At 73.2% G+C, this 19,983-nt stretch carries 19 protein-coding genes, 4 tRNA genes and 2 pseudogenes; 11 read left to right on the top strand and 14 right to left on the bottom strand.

The features are described from left to right. Positions 1-152: 152 nt before the first annotated feature. Both QE405_RS13820 and QE405_RS13825 read left to right on the top strand, forming a co-directional pair. Positions 153-1,421, top strand: a complete 1,269-nt coding sequence (locus tag QE405_RS13820) for a GMC family oxidoreductase (RefSeq protein ID WP_307201665.1) — start codon at positions 153-155, stop codon at positions 1,419-1,421. Further along, positions 1,418-1,828 (top strand): hypothetical protein, encoded by a 411-nt coding sequence (locus tag QE405_RS13825; protein ID WP_307201667.1) that lies wholly within the window; start codon positions 1,418-1,420, stop codon positions 1,826-1,828. Before QE405_RS13820 ends, QE405_RS13825 begins: the two co-directional genes overlap by 4 nt. Here the strand turns inward: QE405_RS13825 and QE405_RS13830 are convergent, their stop codons facing one another. The 3 genes from QE405_RS13830 to QE405_RS13840 form a co-directional block, all read right to left on the bottom strand. Then, complete coding sequence (locus QE405_RS13830) at positions 1,829-2,485, bottom strand: GntR family transcriptional regulator (RefSeq protein WP_307201669.1); 657 nt, start codon at positions 2,483-2,485, stop codon at positions 1,829-1,831. A gap of 546 nt (positions 2,486-3,031) precedes the next feature. After that, a tRNA-Lys gene (locus QE405_RS13835) sits at positions 3,032-3,107 on the bottom strand. Between the two features lie 38 nt (positions 3,108-3,145). Continuing rightward, a complete protein-coding gene (locus QE405_RS13840) occupies positions 3,146-4,210 on the bottom strand; it encodes an FUSC family protein (RefSeq protein ID WP_307201671.1) in 1,065 nt (354 codons plus the stop codon). Positions 4,211-4,457: 247 nt separating this feature from the next. Between QE405_RS13840 and QE405_RS13845 the strand changes: the two genes are divergently transcribed. Further along, on the top strand, positions 4,458-6,146 hold the full coding sequence (locus tag QE405_RS13845) for a hypothetical protein (protein ID WP_307201673.1): 1,689 nt from the start codon (positions 4,458-4,460) through the stop codon (positions 6,144-6,146). Here QE405_RS13845 and QE405_RS13850 read toward each other — a convergent pair. From QE405_RS13850 to QE405_RS13860, 3 genes and pseudogenes are all read right to left on the bottom strand, one after another. Next, positions 6,109-6,603, bottom strand: coding sequence for a YibE/F family protein (locus QE405_RS13850; RefSeq protein WP_307201675.1), 495 nt, complete (start codon positions 6,601-6,603; stop codon positions 6,109-6,111). The genes QE405_RS13845 and QE405_RS13850 overlap by 38 nt on opposite strands. 70 nt (positions 6,604-6,673) lie before the next feature. Further along, positions 6,674-6,985: pseudogene (locus QE405_RS20975) on the bottom strand (YibE/F family protein); the annotation flags it as partial. A gap of 410 nt (positions 6,986-7,395) precedes the next feature. After that, positions 7,396-8,859 (bottom strand): NAD(P)/FAD-dependent oxidoreductase, encoded by a 1,464-nt coding sequence (locus QE405_RS13860; RefSeq protein ID WP_307201679.1) that lies wholly within the window; start codon positions 8,857-8,859, stop codon positions 7,396-7,398. A gap of 179 nt (positions 8,860-9,038) precedes the next feature. Here QE405_RS13860 and QE405_RS13865 point away from each other — a divergent pair, with 179 nt between their 5' ends. Then, positions 9,039-9,983 carry an ATP-binding protein gene (locus QE405_RS13865; protein WP_307201680.1) on the top strand — a complete coding sequence of 315 codons (945 nt, stop codon included), beginning with the start codon at positions 9,039-9,041 and terminating at the stop codon, positions 9,981-9,983. 20 nt (positions 9,984-10,003) lie between these two features. Here QE405_RS13865 and QE405_RS13870 read toward each other — a convergent pair whose 3' ends face one another. From QE405_RS13870 to QE405_RS13880, 3 genes are all read right to left on the bottom strand, one after another. Then, positions 10,004-10,360: a metallopeptidase family protein gene (locus tag QE405_RS13870; protein WP_307201682.1), complete on the bottom strand. Its 357-nt coding sequence runs from the start codon at positions 10,358-10,360 to the stop codon at positions 10,004-10,006. A gap of 84 nt (positions 10,361-10,444) precedes the next feature. Further along, positions 10,445-10,518 (bottom strand) — tRNA-Asp (locus QE405_RS13875). An 89-nt stretch (positions 10,519-10,607) separates the two neighbouring features. Beyond that, positions 10,608-10,680, bottom strand: a tRNA-Glu gene (locus QE405_RS13880). Positions 10,681-10,812: 132 nt separating this feature from the next. Here QE405_RS13880 and QE405_RS13885 point away from each other — a divergent pair. Further along, positions 10,813-10,886, top strand: a tRNA-Phe gene (locus QE405_RS13885). Positions 10,887-10,964: 78 nt separating this feature from the next. Here the strand turns inward: QE405_RS13885 and QE405_RS13890 are convergent. Continuing rightward, on the bottom strand, positions 10,965-11,909 hold the full coding sequence (locus QE405_RS13890) for an SDR family oxidoreductase (protein WP_307201684.1): 945 nt from the start codon (positions 11,907-11,909) through the stop codon (positions 10,965-10,967). A 166-nt stretch (positions 11,910-12,075) separates the two neighbouring features. On the opposite strand from QE405_RS13890, the gene QE405_RS13895 reads away from it, so the two are divergent. From QE405_RS13895 to QE405_RS13910, 5 genes and pseudogenes are all read left to right on the top strand, one after another. Further along, complete coding sequence (locus QE405_RS13895) at positions 12,076-12,915, top strand: helix-turn-helix transcriptional regulator (RefSeq protein ID WP_307201686.1); 840 nt, start codon at positions 12,076-12,078, stop codon at positions 12,913-12,915. A 6-nt stretch (positions 12,916-12,921) separates the two neighbouring features. After that, positions 12,922-13,950, top strand: coding sequence for an NADP-dependent oxidoreductase (locus QE405_RS13900; protein ID WP_307201687.1), 1,029 nt, complete (start codon positions 12,922-12,924; stop codon positions 13,948-13,950). Position 13,951: 1 nt separating this feature from the next. After that, positions 13,952-14,455: a mycothiol transferase gene (locus QE405_RS13905; protein ID WP_307201688.1), complete on the top strand. Its 504-nt coding sequence runs from the start codon at positions 13,952-13,954 to the stop codon at positions 14,453-14,455. Between the two features lie 3 nt (positions 14,456-14,458). After that, positions 14,459-15,103: pseudogene (locus tag QE405_RS20980) on the top strand (DNA-formamidopyrimidine glycosylase family protein); the annotation flags it as partial. A 23-nt stretch (positions 15,104-15,126) separates the two neighbouring features. Beyond that, positions 15,127-15,294 carry a zinc finger domain-containing protein gene (locus tag QE405_RS13910; protein WP_307201691.1) on the top strand — a complete coding sequence of 56 codons (168 nt, stop codon included), beginning with the start codon at positions 15,127-15,129 and terminating at the stop codon, positions 15,292-15,294. 65 nt (positions 15,295-15,359) lie between these two features. Here the strand turns inward: QE405_RS13910 and QE405_RS13915 are convergent, their stop codons facing one another. Beyond that, entirely contained in the window at positions 15,360-16,097 is a 738-nt protein-coding gene (locus QE405_RS13915) for a DUF4184 family protein (protein WP_307201693.1), read from the bottom strand. Between the two features lie 22 nt (positions 16,098-16,119). On the opposite strand from QE405_RS13915, the gene QE405_RS13920 reads away from it, so the two are divergent. Then, on the top strand, positions 16,120-16,575 hold the full coding sequence (locus QE405_RS13920; RefSeq protein WP_307201695.1) for an MOSC domain-containing protein: 456 nt from the start codon (positions 16,120-16,122) through the stop codon (positions 16,573-16,575). 27 nt (positions 16,576-16,602) lie between these two features. On the opposite strand, the gene QE405_RS13925 is transcribed toward QE405_RS13920, so the two are convergent. The 3 genes from QE405_RS13925 to QE405_RS13935 form a co-directional block, all read right to left on the bottom strand. Continuing rightward, a complete protein-coding gene (locus QE405_RS13925; protein WP_307201697.1) occupies positions 16,603-18,213 on the bottom strand; it encodes an SLC13 family permease in 1,611 nt (536 codons plus the stop codon). 81 nt (positions 18,214-18,294) lie between these two features. After that, complete coding sequence (locus tag QE405_RS13930) at positions 18,295-19,137, bottom strand: prephenate dehydratase (protein WP_307201699.1); 843 nt, start codon at positions 19,135-19,137, stop codon at positions 18,295-18,297. Positions 19,138-19,193: 56 nt separating this feature from the next. After that, positions 19,194-19,886 (bottom strand): dihydrofolate reductase family protein, encoded by a 693-nt coding sequence (locus tag QE405_RS13935; protein ID WP_307201701.1) that lies wholly within the window; start codon positions 19,884-19,886, stop codon positions 19,194-19,196. Positions 19,887-19,983: the final 97 nt, after the last annotated feature.

Genomic DNA, 19,983 nt, shown 5'->3' on the forward strand with positions numbered 1-19,983 from the left:
CCGCGCCAACGAGTCGGACTACCCGGTCGCCGCTGAGACCTCGGCCTTCAACCCGCTCATGTTCAACGGCGTGGGTGGCACCACGGTGCTGTTCAGCGCCCACTGGTGCCGCGTTCCTGCCGTCCGACTTCCGCGTTCGGACGCTCGACGGGGTGGCCGACGACTGGCCGCTGACCTACGAGGACCTCCGTCCGTTCTACGACGAGGTCACCCGGGACGTGGGCGCCTCCGGCCTCGCCGGCGATCCGGCGTACCCCGACGACCACGAGTTCCCCCTGCCACCGCTGCCGATCGGCACGTACGGCCTTCGTGCCGCCCGCGGCATGGACAAGCTCGGCTGGCACTGGTGGCCCGCTCCCAACGCGATTGCCTCACGAGCGACGGGCACGCGCGACGGATGCCAGCGGTTCGGCACGTGCGAGCAGGGCTGCCCGGCCGGCGCCAAGGGGAGCACGGACGTCACGCACTGGCGTGAGGCCGTCCGCCTCGGCGCCCACCTGGTCACGGGCGCCCGGGTCAGCCGGGTGACGACCAACGCGCAGGGCCTCGCCACGGGCGCCGAATACGTTGACCGCTCCGGCGTCACGCGCCATCAGGCCGCACAGGTCGTGATCATGGCGGCCAACACCATCGGCACCCCGCGTCTGCTGCTCAACTCCGCCTCGAGCCTGTTCGCCGACGGCCTCGCCAACTCGTCCGGCTTGGTCGGCAAGCGTCTGATGATGCATCCCTATGCCTCGGTGATCGGGACGTATGACGACGACCTCGAAAGCTGGCTTGGCCCCCTCGGGCAGTCGTTGCAGTCCATGCAGTTCTACGAGTCGGACCCGTCGCGTGGCTTCCTCCGTGGCGCCAAGTGGCACCTCCAGCCGACCGGTGGGCCAGTCGCCCGTCACTGGTGGGATCGAGGTACTCCCTGGACCGAGCAGTTCGGGCCGGGGTTTCACTCCACGACCGATCGCTATCTCGGCCGCTCGGCCGAGTGGGGCATCATCGCGGAGGACCTTCCTCACGAGCACAACCGCGTCACCCTCGACCCCGCGCTCACAGATGCAGACGGCATCCCGGCGCCCCGGATGACCTACACCGTCGACGACAACACCCGTCGGTTGCTGGCGTGGCACGCCGCCCGTGCCGTCGAGGCACACGAGGCAGCCGGCGCGATCTCGACCGAGATAGTCGGGATGGGCCGCGACTCCGGCTGGCACATGAGCGGGACGGCGCGGATGGGCGATGACGCAGCGACCTCGGTCGTCGACCAGTACGGTCGCAGCCACGACGTACCGAACCTGTTCATCATGGACGGTAGCGTCTTCGTCACCTCTTCAGGCGTGAACCCGACCGCAACGATCATGGCGATCGCGCTCCGCGCGACACGCCAGATGACCAAGAATCGCCGTAACCAGAAGGTGTCCTCATGAGCACACTCTCGACGTACCAGCGCGACACCTTTGCACGCCTTGCCGACGTGCTCATCCCGGCGACTGGCAGCCTGCCGACGGCGACCGGAGCCGGGACCCAGGATGGCCTGATCGACGATGCGCTGTCCTACCGTCCCGACCTCGCCGAGGCCTTCACCCGAGCTCTGGAACTAACCGTCGACACAGAGGCCACGGTAGCCGTCGAACTGCTCGCGTCGTCGCATCCGGAGGAGTTCTTCGCACTGACGCTGCTCACGACGGGCGCCTACTACCTGAGCCCTACTGTCCGCGAGACGCTCAAATACCACCAAGGGACACCCCGGCCGGTCCACGACGACGTGGAGACATACGTCGACATGCTGGAGTCTGTGGTGGAGCGGGGTCCGCTTTACCGTGCGACTGACTGATCAATCGATCGGGAGCCCAGCGAGCAGCGCGCGGCGGCTGGCGCGCACGTGTTCGCGCATGACGCGCTCGGCGGTGTCGCCGTCCTTGTCCTTAATCAGCTGAAGCACCATCTGGTGCTCCCGCTCCGATTCGAGAGGACGGCCCGGCTGGTCCAGCGACGTCTGGACGAGGCGCGCGTAGGCGAGCTGGTTCATCAGCGTGCGGTAGTGCGCCTGGAGCTTCTGGTTGTCGCAGCCCTGGATCAGCAGGTCGTGGAACTCGTGGACGAGCTCGGCATAGCGCGCACGGTCGTCGCTGGCCACGGCGCGGTCGGCCTGCTCGATCTTCTCCTCCAGGAGATCGAGCTCGGGGACTCGGCCCCGTTGTGCCATCAGTCGCGCAGCCGCACCCTCGAGGAGTTCCTTCATCTCGAACAACTCCGTGATCTCGCGCCGGGAGGGCGCCGCGACGAAGGTGCCGACGCGGGGGCGGATCTCGACCAGACCCTCGGTCTGTAGTTGCTTGAGGGCTTCTCGGATCGGAGTGCGACTGACACCAAACTCTTCCGCGAGGACCACTTCGGAGAGCGCGCCGCCGGGCTCCATGCCGACGATTCGCTGGCGCATGGCCTCGACGACCCGGGCTTGGATCGACCCGGTGGATCTCGTGTTGGTCATCTGTTCTCCTGGGCTGTCTCCGAGGGGGTGCGCTGCGCAACAGGATCATCCCAGAGGGGTGAGGTCTCAGGCGCCGAAGAGCACCCCGCGCCATAGACCCAGGAACCGACACCAGAGCACTTACCGCAAAGGCATCTTCGCGCGCGCAACACCGCTCCAATCGGGCGATGCCACCGGGCACGCCGCCTACCCGCCGTTCCGGTTGCAACTCACGACCGCAGCGACGACCACCCATTACCAATGTCGAACCCTCACACCTTCTCCCCACAGGAGCTCGACAGGGACTGCTGCACGGATAGGTGACATCTGACCTGTGGTGCCGAGAGGTGTCGCTGGAAGGATGTGCACTGTGCCGAAGCCCCACCCGAAGGAGTTCCGCGATGACGTGGTCCGTGTCGCGAGGAACCGTGAGCCGGGTGTCCATCTGAAGCAGATTGCCGCCGACATCCTCTGACAACGCGCCACGGCTCAAAACGTTGGATAAACGTTGGATTGACTTCGACGACCCACGGCACCGATCGCGTTCCCGCAGGTCAGACCTCGTTCTGGTAGGCCACCAGGGACTCGAACCCTGAACCAGCGGATTAAAAGTCCGATGCTCTGCCCATTGAGCTAGTGGCCCGCGGCGGCCCCGTCGGGAACCGGCCGCCGCCCAGTGTCTCAGGACCGGGCGGCGACCACGACCTGCGGGTCCGTCGCGTCGAGCACCCGCCGGGTCGCCACGACGAGGGCCGATGCGACGAAGGTGTCGGCTCCGGCGCGCTGGCGCTCCCTCACGGCGTCGGCGAAGCGCTCGACGGCGGCGTCGGCCTCGCCGTACGCGGGCTCGCGGCCCTCCCCCACGGTCCGCAGCACCGCGGCGACGGCGGCGAGCGCGTCGGCGGCCGCGGGACGGAGCAGGGGCCCCAAGGCGACCTCGTCGCGCTCGGCGTGCTCGTCGCGGGCGAGCGTGCGCAGGATCTCCTCCACCTCGTAGGAGAGCCATCCCAGCGCGCGGCCGTGCGTGACGGTCGACCGCGCGGGGTCCGGCCTGCGGCGGGCGCGCCAGTTGCCACGCTGTGCCTCGGCGGCCCGGGCGACGAGGGCCTCGAGGGTGCGCGTGGGCGTGGTGAGGTCCCGCGACCTGCCCTCCCACTCGGAGGGCCGCGGCAGCGACTCCTGCCGGAGCCCGTCGGCGAGGTCGTCGAGCTGGTCCGCCAGCAGGGCACGCAGCTCGGCCTGCGCCGCGTCGGCGGTGGCGAGAGGTAGGGAGGGCAGGACCACGTTCACGAGCACACCGACGGCGGCGCCGACGGCGGTGAGGCCGAGGTACCCCAGCACGTACGCCCCGGGGTCACCACCCCCGAGGAGCAGCACGAAGAGCGCCGACACCGGCACCCAGGAGGCCATCGCCCCGAGCCGCCGCCACCAGGACAGCAGGCTGCCGAGCGCCACGACCGTCGCGATCCCGGCGAGCGTCGGCACGGCGGTCATCGTCACCGTGACGGCGAGCGCGGCACCGATCCCGATGGCGACCGCGGACTGCACGGCCGTGCGCACCGAGTGCACCGTCGTCGTCGAGACGGTGACCACCGCACCGAGGGGTGCGTAGTAGGCGTAGTGCGACGCCACCCCGCCCCACGGCACGACGGCGAGGTAGGCGAGCACGGCGGCGACCGCCGCCTTCACCGCGACCGCGGGGGCGGGGTGCAGGGCCAGGTCGGCGAGCGGGCGTGGCAGGGACACCTCGCGCCGGTACCCACCCCTGGACGAAGAGGACCCGCGCCGACGGGGGAGACGACGCGGGTCCGGATTCGAGGGGTGGTGGCCGAGTCTCGGGTCTCGGCCACCACCCGAGGACCAGTGTGGCACCGGGGTGGTGATGCGTCCGGCGAATCGCGACAACACGCCTCGGCGGGTCCGCGTCACCCCGTCGGCGCGTCGCAGGGGGATTCCTTCGCGCGGGCCCCCGCGCACGACGTAGTTTCTGCCCATGAGCAATCCACTGGACGGCGGGAACCGGCCCTCCGACCTCCGGAGCCGGTGGCTGGAGATGCGCGAGCGGCGCGCGGCCGCCCGCAGCGGTGCGTCCGCGCAGCCGACCGGCCCCGACCCCGTGGAGCGTTCCGAGGCCCCCGCTACCACCCCGACGTACGTCGCTGCCGACGCCCCCGTCGACCCCGAGCCCGCGCCCGCGCCGGTCGCGACCGCGCCGGAACCCGCGCCGGAACCCGAGCCGCTCGAGCCGGAGCCCGAGCCCGAACCGGAGCCCGAGCCCGAACCGGAGCCCGAGCCCGAGCCCGAAGCGGAGCCCGAACCCGAACCCGAGGCCGAGCCCGAGCCCGAGCCCGAGGTGGCACCGCAGCACGCGGCGGCCGCCTCGGTGCTCGCGGCCTTCCGGGACACCGACGATGCGCGCAGCGCCGCGACGCACCCGCCGGACGAGCGCGACGTCCTCACGGCGAGCGGTCCGCTGCCCTCGTTGCCCCCCGCCGCGTCGCCTGACCCGGCCGAGGACCGCGACGCCGACGCCCCGGACGACGACGAGGGCGCGGACGACCACGAGGGCGCCGACGACCACGAGGGCGCCGACGAGCCGCGCTCCGAGGATCCCGTCGACCCGCTCACCGGCCCGATCGAGCTCGTCGGCCTCGACGACGACAGCCCCCTCGGACGGGACGAGCCGGAACCCGACCCCGGACCGGAGCCCGAGACCCCCGCCCGACCCGCCGCCGTGCCGCCGCCCGTGGTCACGCAGAACTCCGCCGCCGCGTCGGTGCTGGCCGCCCTGCAGCCGTCGGAGCCAGAACCGGAGCCCGAGCCGGACCCTGCCGCGGTGCTCGACCCTGCCCCGGTCGATGCCACTGCGGTCGACCTCTACCCCGGCCAGGCAGCGGACCCCGCCAACCCGCCGCTCCCGCCGGAGGACACGGCGGGCCGCCACATCAGCACGGCTCCGCCGCCCACCAGCACCCACGACATCGCGCAGTCGGTCGTCGCGGCGTTCCGGCGTCCCGACCCGGAGCCCGCGCCGGCCCCCGCGCCGTCCCCCGAGCCCGAGCCGGCCCCCGAGCCGGAGGACTCCGCCAGCTCCACGGCCGCCGCCTCACCGCTCGTGGCGGCCGCACGACGGGTCGAGGAGGAGCGCGCGGCCGCGGCCCGCGCGGCCGCCCACGACGAGACCGCGGCGGAGGCGCCCGAGCCGGTGGGGCGGCGTACCCGGGACGAGGCCTCCCGGCCCGCCGAGGAGCGCACCCCGCTCCGGGTCCAGTTCGCGTCGCCGCGGACGGGCCAGGTCACCGCGACCCTCCTCATCGTGGCGGGCCTGCTCGTGACGGCGGGGATGGCGTGGGTCGCCTACGACACCCGCGACGTCGCCGACGCCGCGCTCGCCGGCGTGGCCGCGGTGCTGACCCTCGTCGTGTGGGCCGTGCGCGCCGGCTCCGCACCCACGACGGTGGTCATCGACCGCGGCGTCCTCCACATCACCCGCGCCACCAGCACGTCGTCGTTCGACCTCACCAACGTGCAACTCGACGTGGAGGAGCACGGCACCCCCGGTCAGCGGAGCTGGCGCCTGCAGATCCACCGCCGCAGCCTCGGTCCGGTCACCATCGACCGCTCGATGGTGGACCCGGTGGCGTTCATGCAGGCGGTACGTCGCTACCGCCGCGACCTCTGAGCGCACGCTTCCCGGCGGCGGGCGGGGCGCCCGGAGGGGCCACCGTCGCCGCCGCGATCGCCGTCGTGATGGGGACGCTCGCCACCAGGCCGATCGCCGAGGCCAGGGTGCGCACGACCTCCTCGCTCAGCATGTCGGAGGAGAGCACGTCGGCGATCGGGCGGTCGTAGAGCGAGAGCAGCAGGAGCACGCCCAGCGCCGTGCCCGCGTAGGCGAACACGATCGTGTAGATGGTCGAGGCGATGTGGTCGCGCCCGATCCGCATGCCGCGCGAGAAGATCTCGCGCCGGGTCATCTCGGGGGCGGCCGACCGCAGCTCCCAGACCGACGAGGCCTGGGTGATGGTGACGTCGTTGAGCACGCCCAGACCGGCGATGATGATGCCGGCCGACAGCAGCGCCTTGAAGTTGAGCTGGTCGGCGTAGAGCTGGAGGAACTCGCCGTTCTCGTCGCTCATGCCGGACAGCCCGCGCCGCGCCGACCGCCCAGACGCCGAGCAGCGCGGTGACGCTGATGCCCAGGAGCGTCCCCGCGAGGGCCGCGCTGGTGCGCAGCGAGGGTCCGTGGGCCAGGTAGAGGACGACGTACATGATGACGATCGAGCCGACCACCGCGACCCCGATGCCGCTCTCCCCCGCCAGGAGCCCGGGGATCATGAACCCCCAGAGCACGACGGCGGCGAAGCCGAGGCCGACGAGCGCCAGGATGCCGCGCACGCGGGCGATGACCGCGACGACCACCACGAAGAGGATCGTCATGGCCAGCAGGGGCGCGTCGCGGTGGGGGTGGGAGAAGCCGTAGACCGTCTCCGGCTGGCCCTCGACGGGCGGGACGCGCATGAGCACGACCTCGTCGCCGGCCCGCAGACCGGAGCGCACGACGGACGCCTCCGTCTGCACGCGGGTCTCGTCACCCTCCTCCGGGCCCTCGCTCAGCCGCGCGACGAGGGTGTTGCAGTTCTCGGGGAAGGCCTGGTCGGCGCCGCCCTCGGGCTCGGGCAGACCCGGGCCGACCGCGATGACCGGGCACGCGTCCTCGACCCGCACGACCTCCGCGTCGACGAAGGTGACGCCCTCCGCGGCGTACTGGACGTCGTCGACGGCGTCGGCGTCCGACGGCCAGAGGGCGACGAGCCCCGACAGGGTGCCGACGAGCACCACGGCGAGGAACCCCAGGAGCAGCACCACGGCCCGCCGGTCGGTGCGCACCGCGCCGACCGACGGGCCGTGCCCGTGCCCGTGTCCGTGGCTCACCCGACGGCGACGCCGCGCTCGCCCGCGTCGGTCAGACGGGACTCCTCCGCGGCCTGCTTCTCCAGCTCGGTACGACGCGCCTCGAGCGCCTCCTCGGCCTTGGTGTCGTCCCGGCTCACCAGGTCGCGCGCGCCGCCCTCGAGGCGCGCGAGCGCCCGGCGGGCGAAGACCTGCTGCTCCGTCATGGTGCGCTCCGAGCGGTCGCGACCGACGAAGGAGACGAACCAGCGCAGCAGCGCGGTCACGCGGTTCTTGAAGCCGGTCAGGTACATCAGGTGCACCGCGAGCCACGACAGCCAGGCGATGATGCCGCTGACACGGATCTTGTTGCCCACCATCATGACGGCGCGGAAGCGGCCGATGACGGCCATCGAGCCCTTGTCGAAGTACTTGAACGGCTTCTGCGGGGCCTTGCCCTGCAGACGGCCCTGGATCTCCTTGGCCGCGTACTTCGCACCCTGGATCGCCACCTGGGCGACGCCCGGGAGGTTGTTGAGGCTGATCATGTCGCCCACGACGAAGACCTCCGGGTAGCCCGGGAGGGTGAGGTCGGGGTTGACGCCGATGCGACCGGCGCGGTCGAGCGGGGCGCCGCTCTGCTCGGCGAGGGTCTTGCCGAGGGAGTTCGCCTGCACGCCGGCAGCCCAGATCATGGCCGTGGAGTTGATGCGCTCGGTCGAGCCGTCCTTGTACTTGACGTCGAGCCCGTCCTGGTCGACGGACGTGACCATCGCGCCCAGCTTGACCTCGACGCCCAGCTTCTCCAGGGAGCCCTTGGCCGAGGCGCCCAGCTTCTCGCCGAACGGCGGAAGCACCTGCGGGGCGGCGTCGACGAGCACGACGCGCGCCTTCTCGGTGTTGATGTGGCGGAAGTCGGTGCGCAGCGTGCGGTGGGCGAGCTCGGCGATCTGCCCGGCCATCTCGACGCCCGTCGGGCCGGCGCCGACCACGACGAAGGTGAGCAGGTCCTGGACCTTCTCCCCCCGCGCGGCGGCGATCTCGGCGAGCTCGAAGGCGCCGAAGATGCGGCCACGCAGCTCGAGCGCGTCGTCGATGCTCTTCATGCCCGGGGCGAACTCGGCGAAGTGGTCGTTGCCGAAGTAGCTCTGGCCCGCCCCCGCCGCCACGATGAGCGAGTCGTAGGGCGTGAGGGTCTCCAGACCCAGCACGTGCGACGTGACGATCCGGTTCTCGAGGTCGATGTCGGTGACCTCGCCCAGGAGGACGGTGGCGTTCTTCTGCTTCGCCAGCACCTCGCGCGTCGGCGGGGCGATCTCGCCCTGCGACAGGATGCCGGTCGCCACCTGGTAGAGCAGCGGCTGGAACAGGTGGTGGGTCGTCTTGGCCACCATCGTCACGTCGACCGGTGCCTTGCGCAGGGCCTTCGTGCCGAAGAGCCCTCCGAAGCCGGAACCGATCACCACGACCTTGTGCCGACCTGCGCTGCTCTGCTGGTTCATGAACCCACCCTTCCTCGCCGATGTGTGGGGCCGGTGACCATTCTTCTCCTACCTAGGACACAAAGCACATCGAGCGCGGTGGTTTCGACCACATCGCCGGGGGGAAGCAGGCGCCAGATGACCGAACCCCCGCGTCCCGCTCGGGCTGACGCGCGCTTGTGACGACGAAGGTTGGCGTGATGCCGCAGAGCCGAGAGGCCGTCCGACTCGAGCCCGGCCCGACCTGTGTCCAGCAGGCTCGGCGCTGGGCCGCTGCGGTCTGCCGTGACATGGGCCGCGAGGACCTGCTCGACGCCGCCGAGCTCGGCGTCTCCGAGCTCGTGACCAACGCGCTCCTCCACGCCACCGAGCCCATCACCGTGCGCGTGCGGGGCACCCGGGTCCACCCGCGCTTCGAGGTGGCCGACGGCTCGCGCGTGCCGCCGAGCGTCTCGGCCCCGGAGGTGGACCTGGGGGACGCCGACGACGACGAGTTCGGCTTCCTCATGACCGTGGGCCGCGGGCTCGGCCTGGTGGCGATGAACTCCGCCGCCTGGGGCGCCGACATCGTCCCCGAGGGCAAGGTGGTGTGGTTCGAGCCGGTGCCGGAGCCGCGGCTCGACGCCGACCTCGAGGGCGAGGTCTTCGACATCACCCTGACCACCGGCGACATCGAGCGGGTGCCGACCGTGTTCGTGCGGCTGCGCGGGATGCCGCTGCTGCCCTACCGGGACTTCCGCCGCCACTACGGCGACCTGCGGCGCGAGGTGCGCCTGCTCTCCCTGGCCCACCAGGACGACTACCCGCTCGCCCACGAGCTCTCCCGGGTCTTCGACCTCTTCGAGAACCACATCGACCACGCGGGGATCGCCGGCAGCGTCGAGGCGGGCCTCGCGGCGGGCCGAGCCACCGGCGACTTCCTGCTGACGGTGGGCCAGCCGGCCGCCGACCTGTCCCACCAGATGCGGGACCTGCTCGACCTCGCCGACGCGTTCTGCCGCACCCAGCGCCTCCTGTCGCTGGCCCGTTCCGAGCAGCAGCGGGACTTCCAGCGCTGGCTCCTCGGCGAGATCTCCGCGCAGGCCGCGGGCGAGGTGCCGACGCCCTGGGTCGAGCCGCGCAACGAGTCCTGGCACGCGAGCTGATCCGGGCCCACCCGCGGGGGTCACCCCCAGCCGAGGTCGTGCAGCGCCGCGTCGTCGATGCCGAAGTGGTGGGCGATCTCGTGGACGACCGTGATCCGCACCTCGTCCTCGAGCTCCTCCAGGTCCTCGCACATCGCGAGCAGCGGCTTGCGGAAGACGAAGACGCGGTCGGGCAGCACCCCGCCGTAGTCGAAGCCGCGCTCGGTCAGGGCCACCCCGTCGTACAGCCCCAGCAGGTCGGCGGGCTCCCCCTCCGGCGGCTCCTCCTCGACGAGGACGACGAGGTTGTCGACGAGCGCGGCGAGCTCGTCGGGGATACCGTCGAGCGCGCGGTCGACGAGCAGCTCGAAGGCAGGACGGTCGAGGTCGACGGGCATGGGCCCATCCTCGCGGGTGACCGGGAACCGGCCTGCAATGACCACCGCCCCGGATCTCGATGAGATCCGGGGCGGTGGTGTCGGCGACCCCGACGGGACTCGAACCCGCGGCCTCCGCCGTGACAGGGCGGCGCGCTAACCAACTGCGCTACGGGGCCTTGCTCAACCCCTGCGGTGCAGGAGCCGGTGAACCATAACGCACACTCGCGCCCGATTCACAATCGAGCTCCAGCGGCCTGGTTCGTCGCACCCCCAACCGGATTCGAACCGGCGCTACCGCCGTGAAAGGGCGGGGTCCTAGGCCGCTAGACGATGGGGGCCGGACGCGCGCACCAGCATAGGGCGGGGCCCGGAGCGCCGCCAACGAACCCCTCCGCGCACCCGCGGGGCGCCACCGACCGCGAGATCCGATTCGTGGGGCGCCGCGGCCTGCGGTATGGTCTACCCCGCTCGGGCAGGTAGCTCAGTTGGTACGAGCGATCGCCTGAAAAGTGATAGGTCGGCGGTTCGACCCCGCCCCTGCCCACGAGCACGAAGGCCCCGCGAGATCCTCGCGGGGCCTTCGCCCTTTCCCGGGCACGCCTCCCCCGCCGTACGCCGCGGCTCACCCCTCCGTCGGGAAGCCGACGCCCGCGAGACGCAGCGACTCCGTCCACGCGCGGGCTGCGTCGGCCTCCGAGCGCAGGGGCCGGTAGAGCGGGCGCTCCGCCGGCGCGCCCGCGAGCCCGCCCGGACGTCGCGGGCCGAAGAACCGACCGCCGGCGTCGCCCGGGGCGGTGGCCGCGAGCAGCGCGGGCAGCGCGGCGGACTCGGGGGTGCCGACGATGCCGACCCGCGAGAGCAGCCGGATCAGGCGCACCTCGCGGGTGTCGCCGGACCGCCCCATCTCGGGCCGGGCGGCGAGCAGGCTCGTCGGCGCGACGCCCGGGTGGGACAGGTTGCTCGTGATGCCCCATCCGTGCGCACGGCTGCGACGGTCGAGCTCGAGCGCGAACAGTCCCTGGATGGTCTTGGACGACTGGTAGGCGCGCATCGCGTCGTACGACCGCTCCGCGTCGAGGTCGTCCCACTGGACCGAGCCGTTCCGGGCCGCGACGCTGGTCTGCGACGTCACCCGCGCCCGTCCCGCCCGCAGCAGCGGCAGGAGGTGGGCCACGAGGGCGACGTGACCCAGGTGGTTCGTGCCGAGCTGCAGCTCGTGGCCCTCCGCGGTGGTGCGGCGCTCGGGCGGCGTCATCACCCCCGCGTTGTTGAGGAGCACGTGCACGGGGCCCCCCTCGTCGCGCAGCCCGGTCGCGAAGGCCTCGACCGACGCGAGCGAGGCGAGGTCGAGCGACCCGAGCGTCACGCGGGCGTCCGGGTGCTCCGCCCTGATCGCGGCGACCGCCGCCTCCCCCTTGGCGGGGTTGCGCACGCCGAGCACCAGGTCGGCGCCCGCGCCGGCGAGGTGGCGGGCGAGGACCAGTCCGATGCCGTCGCTGCCGCCGGTCAGGACGACCCGGCGGCCGGTCAGGTCGGGGACGGACGGACGGGGGGTCGAGCGGGTCATGGCGCCTCCTGGCGATCGGTGTCGTCCTCCACCCTGCGCCGCCGGGACGCCGCGCGGGAGGACCCGCCGGTCCCCCCGTGGCGCACCCGCCCCGCCGCACGGGGGGACCGACGATCCGTGGCACCCCGGGCCCGGACGCGGTAGGAAGGCACCGAGAGGGGGAACCGTGGTCGATCGCGAGGGACTGGCCGACTTCCTGCGCCGGCGCCGGGAGGCGCTGCAGCCCGAGGACGTGGGGCTGCCGCGCGGGCCGCGCCGGCGCGCCGCCGGCCTGCGGCGCGAGGAGGTCGCGGCGCTGTGCCACATGTCGACGGACTACTACACGCGCCTCGAGCAGCAGCGCGGCCCGCGGCCCTCCGAGCAGATGGCCGCCGCGCTCGCCCAGGGCCTGCACCTGAGCCTCGCCGAGCGCGACCACCTGTTCCGCCTGCTCGGTCACCGCCCGCCGCCGCGGGGCGCCAGCAGCGAGCACGTGTCGCCGGGCCTGCTCCGCATCTTCGACCGCCTCGCGGACACGCCGGCCGAGATCGTCACCGAGCTCGGGGACACGCTGCGGCAGACGCCGCTCTCCGTCGCCCTGACCGGACCGACGACCCACCTGACGGGCCCGGAGCGCAGCCGGGGCTACCGCTGGTTCACCGATCCCGCCGCCCGTGACCGCCACGTCCCCGAGGAGCACGCGTTCCTGTCCCGGCTCTACGCCTCCGGCCTGCGCGCCATCGTCGGCCTGCGCGGTCCCGGCTCACGGGCCGCCGCGCTCGCCGACCTGCTGCTCGAGCGCAGCGCCGAGTTCCGGGAGCTGTGGGACGCGCACGAGGTCGGCCTCGAGCCCCACGAGCTGAAGTGCTACCAGCACCCCACCCTCGGCCGGATCGAGGTGCACTGCCAGACGCTGCTCGACCCCGACCAGTCGCACCGGCTGATGGTCTACACCGCCGAGCCCGGGTCGGAGAGCCACGAGAAGCTCGAGCTGCTCGCCGTGCTGGGCACCGCCGCGGTGACCTGAGACGCCGTGGCCGTCGTGGCGATCGGCGGCCGCTTGGCCGCCGCGACACGATGGTCGGCGGGGCTCGGAGCCGAGCCCCTCCCCGAGCAGGAGGTGCACGTGCGAGCAGCGGTCTACGAGACGTACGGCGACGCGAGCGTCATCGCGGTGCGGGAGGTCGACGACCCGCCGGTGGGACCGGACGTCGTGCTGGTCCGTGCCCGCGCGACGAGCGTCAACCCCGTCGACTGGAAGGTCCGCGAGGGCTACCTGCAGGGCGCCTTCCCCCACCACCTGCCGATCGTGCCGGGCTGGGACGTCGCGGGCGTCGTCGAGGCCGTCGGCCCCGCGGTGCGCTCGGGGCTGCGGCCGGGCGACGAGGTCTGGGGCTACGTGCGGCGCGACGACGTCGCCCTCGGCACGGCGGCCCAGCTCGTCGCGGCGCCCGAGCGCACGGTGGCGCGCAAGCCCGAGGGCCTGACCTTCGAGGAGGCCGCTGCGGTCCCGCTGGCCGGCCTCACCGCCTGGCAGCTGGTCGTCGAGGCGCTCGAGGTCGGTGCCGGCGACCGGGTCCTCGTGCACGCCGCCGCGGGTGGCGTCGGCCAGTTCGCGGTGCAGGTCGCGGTCGCCCGTGGCGCGACGGTGATCGGCACCGCGCGGCCCGACAACCACGCCCACCTGCGCGAGCTAGGGGTCGCCGAGGTCATCGACCACACGCAGGGGCCGATCAGCGCCCAGCTCTCCGCGCCCGTCGACGCGGTCGTCGACCTCATCGGCGGCGACGCCCTGGCCGATGCCCCGCAGCAGGTCCGCGACACGTCGCGCGTCGCCTCCGTCGTGGACGCCGACGCCGTGCTCGGGATGGGCGGCCACTACGTCTTCGTGCGTCCCGAGGCGGCGCACCTCGACGAGCTCCGGGCCCTCGTGGACGCGGGACGCCTGCGGGTGGACCTCGCCGCGACGTACGGGCTCGACGAGCTCGCCGACGCCCACCGCGCCTCGGAGTCGGGCCGCACCCGCGGCAAGATCGCCGTCACCATCCCGCAGGAGGACTGAGGTGACCCCCGCCCAGCTGCTCGAGGACGCCTACGACCGCGTGCTCGAGAACGCCCTCGCGGCCGTCGACGGCCTCACCGAGGAGCAGCTCGCCACCCGGCCCGGCCCCGACGCGAACTCCGTCGCGTGGCTCGTCTGGCACCTCACCCGCGTGCAGGACGACCACGTCGCCGACGTCGCGGGCACGGCGCAGGTGTGGACGACGCAGGGGTACGCCGCGCGTCTCGCCCTCCCGCTGGAGGAGTCCGACACCGGCTACGGGCACACGTCCGAGCAGGTCGCCGCCGTCCGGGCGAGCGCCGAGGACCTGGCGGCGTACCTGCGGGCGACCCACGCCGCCAGCGTGGCCTACCTGCGCACGGTCGGCGCCGACGACCTCGACCGCGTCGTCGACGAGCGGTGGGACCCGCCCGTCACCCTCGGGGTGCGGCTCGTCAGCGTCGCGGACGACGGCGCGCAGCACGCCGGCCAGGCGGGCTACGTCCGCGGTCTCCTGGGTCCCTGAGCCGTGCCGGAGCTGCCGGAGGTCGAGTCCGCCCGCGCCGTCATCGAGCGCGCCGCGCTCGGGCGCACCATCGCCGACGTCGACGACACCGACACGTGGGAGTGCCGCCCGCACGCACCCGGCGAGATCCGCGACGCCCTGCTCGGGCGGACGCTCCTCGCCGCCCACCGCCGCGGGAAGTCGATGTGGCTCACCACGTCGGGGCGGGACGGTGAGCGGGACGAGCACGAGGAGGGCCCGCACCTCGGCCTGCACCTCGGCATGAGCGGCCGGATCCTCGTCACGGCCGCGGCCGACGGCGGGGACGAGTCGGTGGGCGGCGACTACGCCGGTCGCCACGCCGACCGGCGCAAGGAGGAGTGGTTCCGCTTCACCCTGCGCTTCGAGGACGGCGGGTCGCTGCGGCTCCTCGACCCGCGGCGACTGGGTCGGGTCCGCCTCGACCCGGACCTGTCGGGGGTCGGACCCGACGCGGGCGAGATCGGACGGGAGGAGTTCCGCACGCGCATCGGCCGCGGCACGGCGCCGCTCAAGGCCCGGCTGCTCGACCAGTCCGCGATCGCGGGCGTCGGCAACCTGCTGGCCGACGAGACGCTGTGGCAGGCGGGGCTCAGCCCGCAGCACCGGGTGGACGACCTCGACGAGGAGCAGCTCGACGAGAGCTGCGCCGGGTGCTCCGCCGCTGCATCCGCGCCGCGATCCGCCAGGGTGGCGTGCACACCGGCGAGGTCATCCCCCACCGCCGGGCCGACGGCCACTGCCCCCGTTGCGGCGCCGCCATGGTGCGGGGCGAGGTCGGCGGCCGCACCACCTGGTGGTGCCCGGTCGACCAGACCTAGGCCCGGGCCGATCCGCGTCGTGGCCCCAGCGCACCGTTTTCCGTGGCGCTGGGGCCACGACCGGGTCAGGTGCGGGCGGCGAGGCGCAGCACGTGCCACGCCGCGGACGCCACCAGCAGCGCGACCACGAGCGCCACCAGCCCCCGCACGACCCCGTCGAACGCGACGGCGTGCAGTCCCTGCGGCACCCGGTCGACCGCGGTCACCAGGGCGACGAGGGCCGCCGCACCGACGGCGAGCTCGAGGAGGGGGACCCCGGTCACCCGCGGGGGTACGGCGCGGGTGGGCCGCGACCGCAACCAGAGCACCGCCGCACCGGCCACCAGGGCCATCCCGACGACGCCCGAGCCGTACTGCAGCCACTTGCCCCCCGGCAGCGGCCCCTGCTGCGCCGACAGCCACGGGATCGTCTCCCAGCCCCACCGGCCGGGGTGCGTGAACGAGTCCCACGCGACGTGGGTGACGGCGCCGAGCGCCCCCGCGACCGGCACCCACGCCCACGCCCGGAGCGGCAGGGAGACGTGGGGGTCGAGGCGGCGGCGCACCAGGGCCGGGGCGAGGCCGACGAGGGCGTCGCGCACGACCGCGAACCAGAGGAGCACCACGACGGTCGTCGCGAGCGGCGCGTAGAGCGCGACGCCCAGCGGCGAGTGCGTCACCCCGTACGCCGCGTGCTCGCCCGCGAAGAGCGGCACGTCGGGCACCATCGTGCCCACGACGAGGGGCGTCAGCGGCACGCCCAGGCGGGCGGTGAGCCGCGTCAGCGGCAGCACGAGCGCCGGGTGGGCGACGGTGATGGGCACGGGGCGAGCCTACGATCGCGGCATGCCGATCGTCGTCGCCCTCCACGTCGCGCCGGCCCACCGGGCGCCGATGGTGCCGGTCACGTCGGTCGAGGCCGTCGCCGGACGGGGCCTCGTCGGCGACCGCTTCTTCGGCGCCCGGCACCGGCACGTGACGGTGCAGACCGCGGACGACCTGGCGAGCGCCGGGCGGCGGCTGGGCCGCGACGTACCGGCTCCGCGCACGCGACGGAACGTCACCCTCGACCACGGCCCGCTCCCGACGGCCCCCGGCGCACGCCTGCGTCTCGCCGGGCTCGACCTGGAGGTCGTCCGCGTGGCCGCGCCGTGCCGGATCATGGACGACGAGCTCGGGCCGGGCGGCAAGATCGCGCTCATCCGCCGCGGCGGGGTCGTGTGCCGGCTGCTCGACTCGGGGGTCGTGCGCCTCGGCGACGTCTGCGACCTGGAGCCGCCGAACGAGGACCGGCTGTTCTGAGCGTCGGTCCTTCCGGGGCCGGCGGGCTCAGCCCAGCCCGAGCAGGCCCACCATCACCGGCAGCAGCAGCACGATGAGCACCGCGCCCAGCACGTCGAAGGAGATGCCGGTGCGGATCATGCGCGTGATGGGCACGGTCCCCGAGCCGTAGACGATGGCGTTCTGCGGGGTCGAGACCGGCAGCATGAACCCGAAGGACGCACCGAAGGTCGCCGCCAGCGCAGGCACGAACGGGTTGACGTCCGCCGCGATCGCGATGGGGATGAGGATCGGCACGACCACCGCAGCGGCCGCGGTGTTGCTCGTCGTCTCCGACACGACGATCGCCAACGTCACCGAGAACACCGTGATGAGGAACGTGCTCGTGAGGCCCAGCCGGTCGGAGGCACCGTTGCCCAGCGTCTCCGCCAGCCCGGACGACTCCAGCAGGCTGCCGAAGATGATGCCGGTGCCGAAGAGCACGACCGTGCCCCAGTCGATGCCGGCCGCGTCGCTCCAGCGCAGGGTGAACTCCCGGTCCGCCCAGCGGGTGGGCAGCAGGAACAGCAGGGCGGCGCCGAGGATCGCGACGACACCCTCGTCGAGGCGGTCGCTGACCGTCGTGTAGGTGCTCGAGTCCGTGCCGGCGACGACCGCCACGACGCCCGGGAGGATCCACAGCGTCACGGTCACCGCGAACGCGACGAGGGTGTTGCGCTCGGCCACCGACAGCTTCCCCAGCTGGGCCCGCTCGGCCCGCACGTACTCCTCGACACCCTCCAGGTCGCGCGTCTCCGGCCGGTTGAGCAGGAGGATGACGACGGCGAGCGCGACGAACATGAGCGCGCAGATGGGCGCCGCCATCACCATCCAGTCGAGGAACGAGATGCGCTCGCCGGTGGCCTCCTCGATGAGGCCGCGGCCGATGAGGTTGGGGGGCGAGCCCACCGGGGTCAGGAGCCCGCCGACGCTCGCGCCGTAGGCGAGCATGAGCATGAGCGCGGCCCCCACCCGCAGCCGGAGCGGATCGAAGTCGGCGGCCACGGTGCCGCGGTCCTGCAGCAGCTTCGCGATCACCGTGAGGATGCCGATCGCGGTCGGCATGAGCATCGCGACCGTCGCCGTGTTGGAGACGAAGGCCGAGAGGAGGGCGGTGATCGCGCCGAAGGCGAGGATCACGCGGAAGGTCGAGCGGCCGACGCCGGGCAGGCTGAGCACGAAGATCGCGAACCGGCGTGCGACACCGTGCTTGAGCATCGCCTGCGCCAGGATGAAGGCGCCGATGAAGGTGAAGACGGTGGAGGAACCGAAGGGCGCCAGCGCCTCGTCGGCCGTGGCGACGCCGAGCACGACGATCGCGCCGATCCCGATGAAGCCGCCGATGGGGATGGGGACGGGCTCCGTCACCCAGAGCACGATGACGCCGAGGAGCACCGCCGCGAGCAGGTGCTGGTCGCCCTCCAGCCCGGTCGGGAGGAGCCAGAAGACCACCGCGACCAGCGGGGCCAGCGCGAGGCCCGCGGTGCGACGGCCCTTCTCGAACCGCTCCTCGCGCGGCGACAGCTTCTGCTCGCCCAGGCTGCGGTAGGTCGCGGTGTCGAGGAAGGCCGCGTCGACGTCGGTCCTACCGCCCGAGGGACGGTCCTGCGTGGAGGTCATGGCGCTCCCGGAGTCAGGTGCGCGGCACCCGGGTGCGCACCGCGCCTGTGTCCTGGGTCACAGTACCCAGGACCGGGTCGCTCACCCCTCCCGGCGGTGCGGGTCGGCCGGGTAGACGCCGAGGATCTTCACCTCGTGCGTGAAGAACTGCAGCTCCTCGAGCGCGCGGGCGAGGCCGACGTCGTCGGGGTGGCCGTCGACCTCGGCGAGGAACTGGGTCGCGGTGAAGTGGCCGCCCACCATGTAGGACTCGAGCTTCGTCATGTTGACGCCGTTGGTGGCGAACCCGCCCAGCGCCTTGTAGAGCGCCGCCGGGAGGTTGCGGACGTGGAAGACGAAGCTGGTGACGACGGGACCGTTGCCCGCCGGCGCGCGCTGCGGCTCCGGGGAGAGCACGACGAACCGCGTCGTGTTGTGGTCCTCGTCCTCGACGTCCGCGGCCAGCACCTCGAGGCCGTAGATCTCCGCGGCCAGCGGTGGCGCGATGGCGGCCTGCGTGGTGTCCCCCGACTCGGCGACCTCGCGCGCGGCGCCCGCGGTGTCGCCGGAGATGACCGGACGCCAGCCGTTGCCGGCGATGATGCGGCGGCACTGGCCCAGCGCGTGCACGTGGCTGTGCACCGTGCGGATCGTCTCCGTCGTCGCGCCGGGCACGGCCATGAGGTGGAACTGGATGCGGAGGAAGTGCTCCGCCACGATGTGGAGGTTCGTCGTCGGCAGGAAGTGGTGGATGTCGGCGACGCGACCCGCCAGCGTGTTGTCGATCGGGATCATCGCCAGGTCGGCGTCACCGCGCTCGACGGTCGCGAACACCTCCTCGAACGAGGCGCAGGGCACGGCCTCGAGCTCGGGGTAGTGGCGCTGGCAGACGATGTGGGAGTTCGCGCCGGGCTCTCCCTGGTACGCGATCCGTCGAGTTGTCACGGTCGCTGATCCTCGCACCGCCGGTCGCCCGGCGTCGCAGCAGTATCAGCGCACGATCAGCGCACGACGTCCCAGCGCCCCAGCAGCGTGCTGTCCTCCTCGAGCAGCAGCTGCAGGTCGAGCGCCGCGTCGACCGGCGGGCCCGCGGTGATCCGCGGCCGGTCGCCGCCGACGATCCGCGGCACGTACGTCGCGCACAGCTCGTCCGCGACCCCGCTGGCCAGCAGGTCGCGCAGAAGGTGGGGGCCGCCCTCGGCGAGCAACCGCACGAAGCCCTGCTCGACGAGCCGCTGGCGCAGCTCGGACAGGTCGACGCTGTGGGACCCGAGCACGAGCACGTTGTCGTCGCCAAGCATCCCGCGCGCCTCGTCCAGGCCGTCCGCGGTGGCACAGGTCGCCAGCAGCACCGCGCCGGGCTCGGCGTCCCGCAGCTGCTCCGGCACCTGGCCCCGGCGGCTCACGAGCACGAGCGGCAGCTCCCCCGCCTGGTAGGTCTCCGCGGCCGCCGTGCCCGCACCCACGACCACGACGTCCGCGAGCGAGCGGATCACGCCGAAGACCCGGTTGTCGGCGGGGGTGTGGATCGAGTCGGAGCGCTCCGAGTCGCCGGTCGCCGCCCCGTCGACGGTGCTCACCATGTTGACCCGCAGCCAGTCCCGTCCGGCCGGCGGCGCGTAGAGCGTCGCCAGCTGGTCGTCCGACACCTCGGTCGCGCCGTCGTGGGCCGGGTTGCGTCGGTCGAGCAGCACGCGCACTGGGGATCTCCTCGGGGGTCGGATCGGGGGTCGGATCGGGGGTCGGATCGGGGGTCGGATCGGGGTGGGGTCGGGCCGGGGGACACGGACG

It is taken from the genome of Nocardioides zeae, from assembly GCF_030818655.1.
Classification (GTDB): Bacteria; Actinomycetota; Actinomycetes; order Propionibacteriales; family Nocardioidaceae; genus Nocardioides; species Nocardioides zeae_A.

Excerpts from the sequence above, each read along its gene's own strand:
- QE405_RS13920 (WP_307201695.1), top strand. The coding sequence starts at position 16,120 with ATGCCGATCGTCGTCGCCCTCCACGTCGCGCCGGCCCACCGGGCGCCG.
- QE405_RS13825 (WP_307201667.1), top strand. The coding sequence starts at position 1,418 with ATGAGCACACTCTCGACGTACCAGCGCGACACCTTTGCACGCCTTGCC.
- QE405_RS13925 (WP_307201697.1), bottom strand. The coding sequence starts at position 18,213 with ATGACCTCCACGCAGGACCGTCCCTCGGGCGGTAGGACCGACGTCGAC.
- QE405_RS13890 (WP_307201684.1), bottom strand. The coding sequence starts at position 11,909 with ATGACCCGCTCGACCCCCCGTCCGTCCGTCCCCGACCTGACCGGCCGC.
- QE405_RS13845 (WP_307201673.1), top strand. The coding sequence starts at position 4,458 with ATGAGCAATCCACTGGACGGCGGGAACCGGCCCTCCGACCTCCGGAGC.
- QE405_RS13865 (WP_307201680.1), top strand. The coding sequence starts at position 9,039 with ATGCCGCAGAGCCGAGAGGCCGTCCGACTCGAGCCCGGCCCGACCTGT.
- QE405_RS13850 (WP_307201675.1), bottom strand. The coding sequence starts at position 6,603 with ATGAGCGACGAGAACGGCGAGTTCCTCCAGCTCTACGCCGACCAGCTC.
- QE405_RS13870 (WP_307201682.1), bottom strand. The coding sequence starts at position 10,360 with ATGCCCGTCGACCTCGACCGTCCTGCCTTCGAGCTGCTCGTCGACCGC.
- QE405_RS13830 (WP_307201669.1), bottom strand. The coding sequence starts at position 2,485 with ATGACCAACACGAGATCCACCGGGTCGATCCAAGCCCGGGTCGTCGAG.
- QE405_RS13860 (WP_307201679.1), bottom strand. The coding sequence starts at position 8,859 with ATGAACCAGCAGAGCAGCGCAGGTCGGCACAAGGTCGTGGTGATCGGT.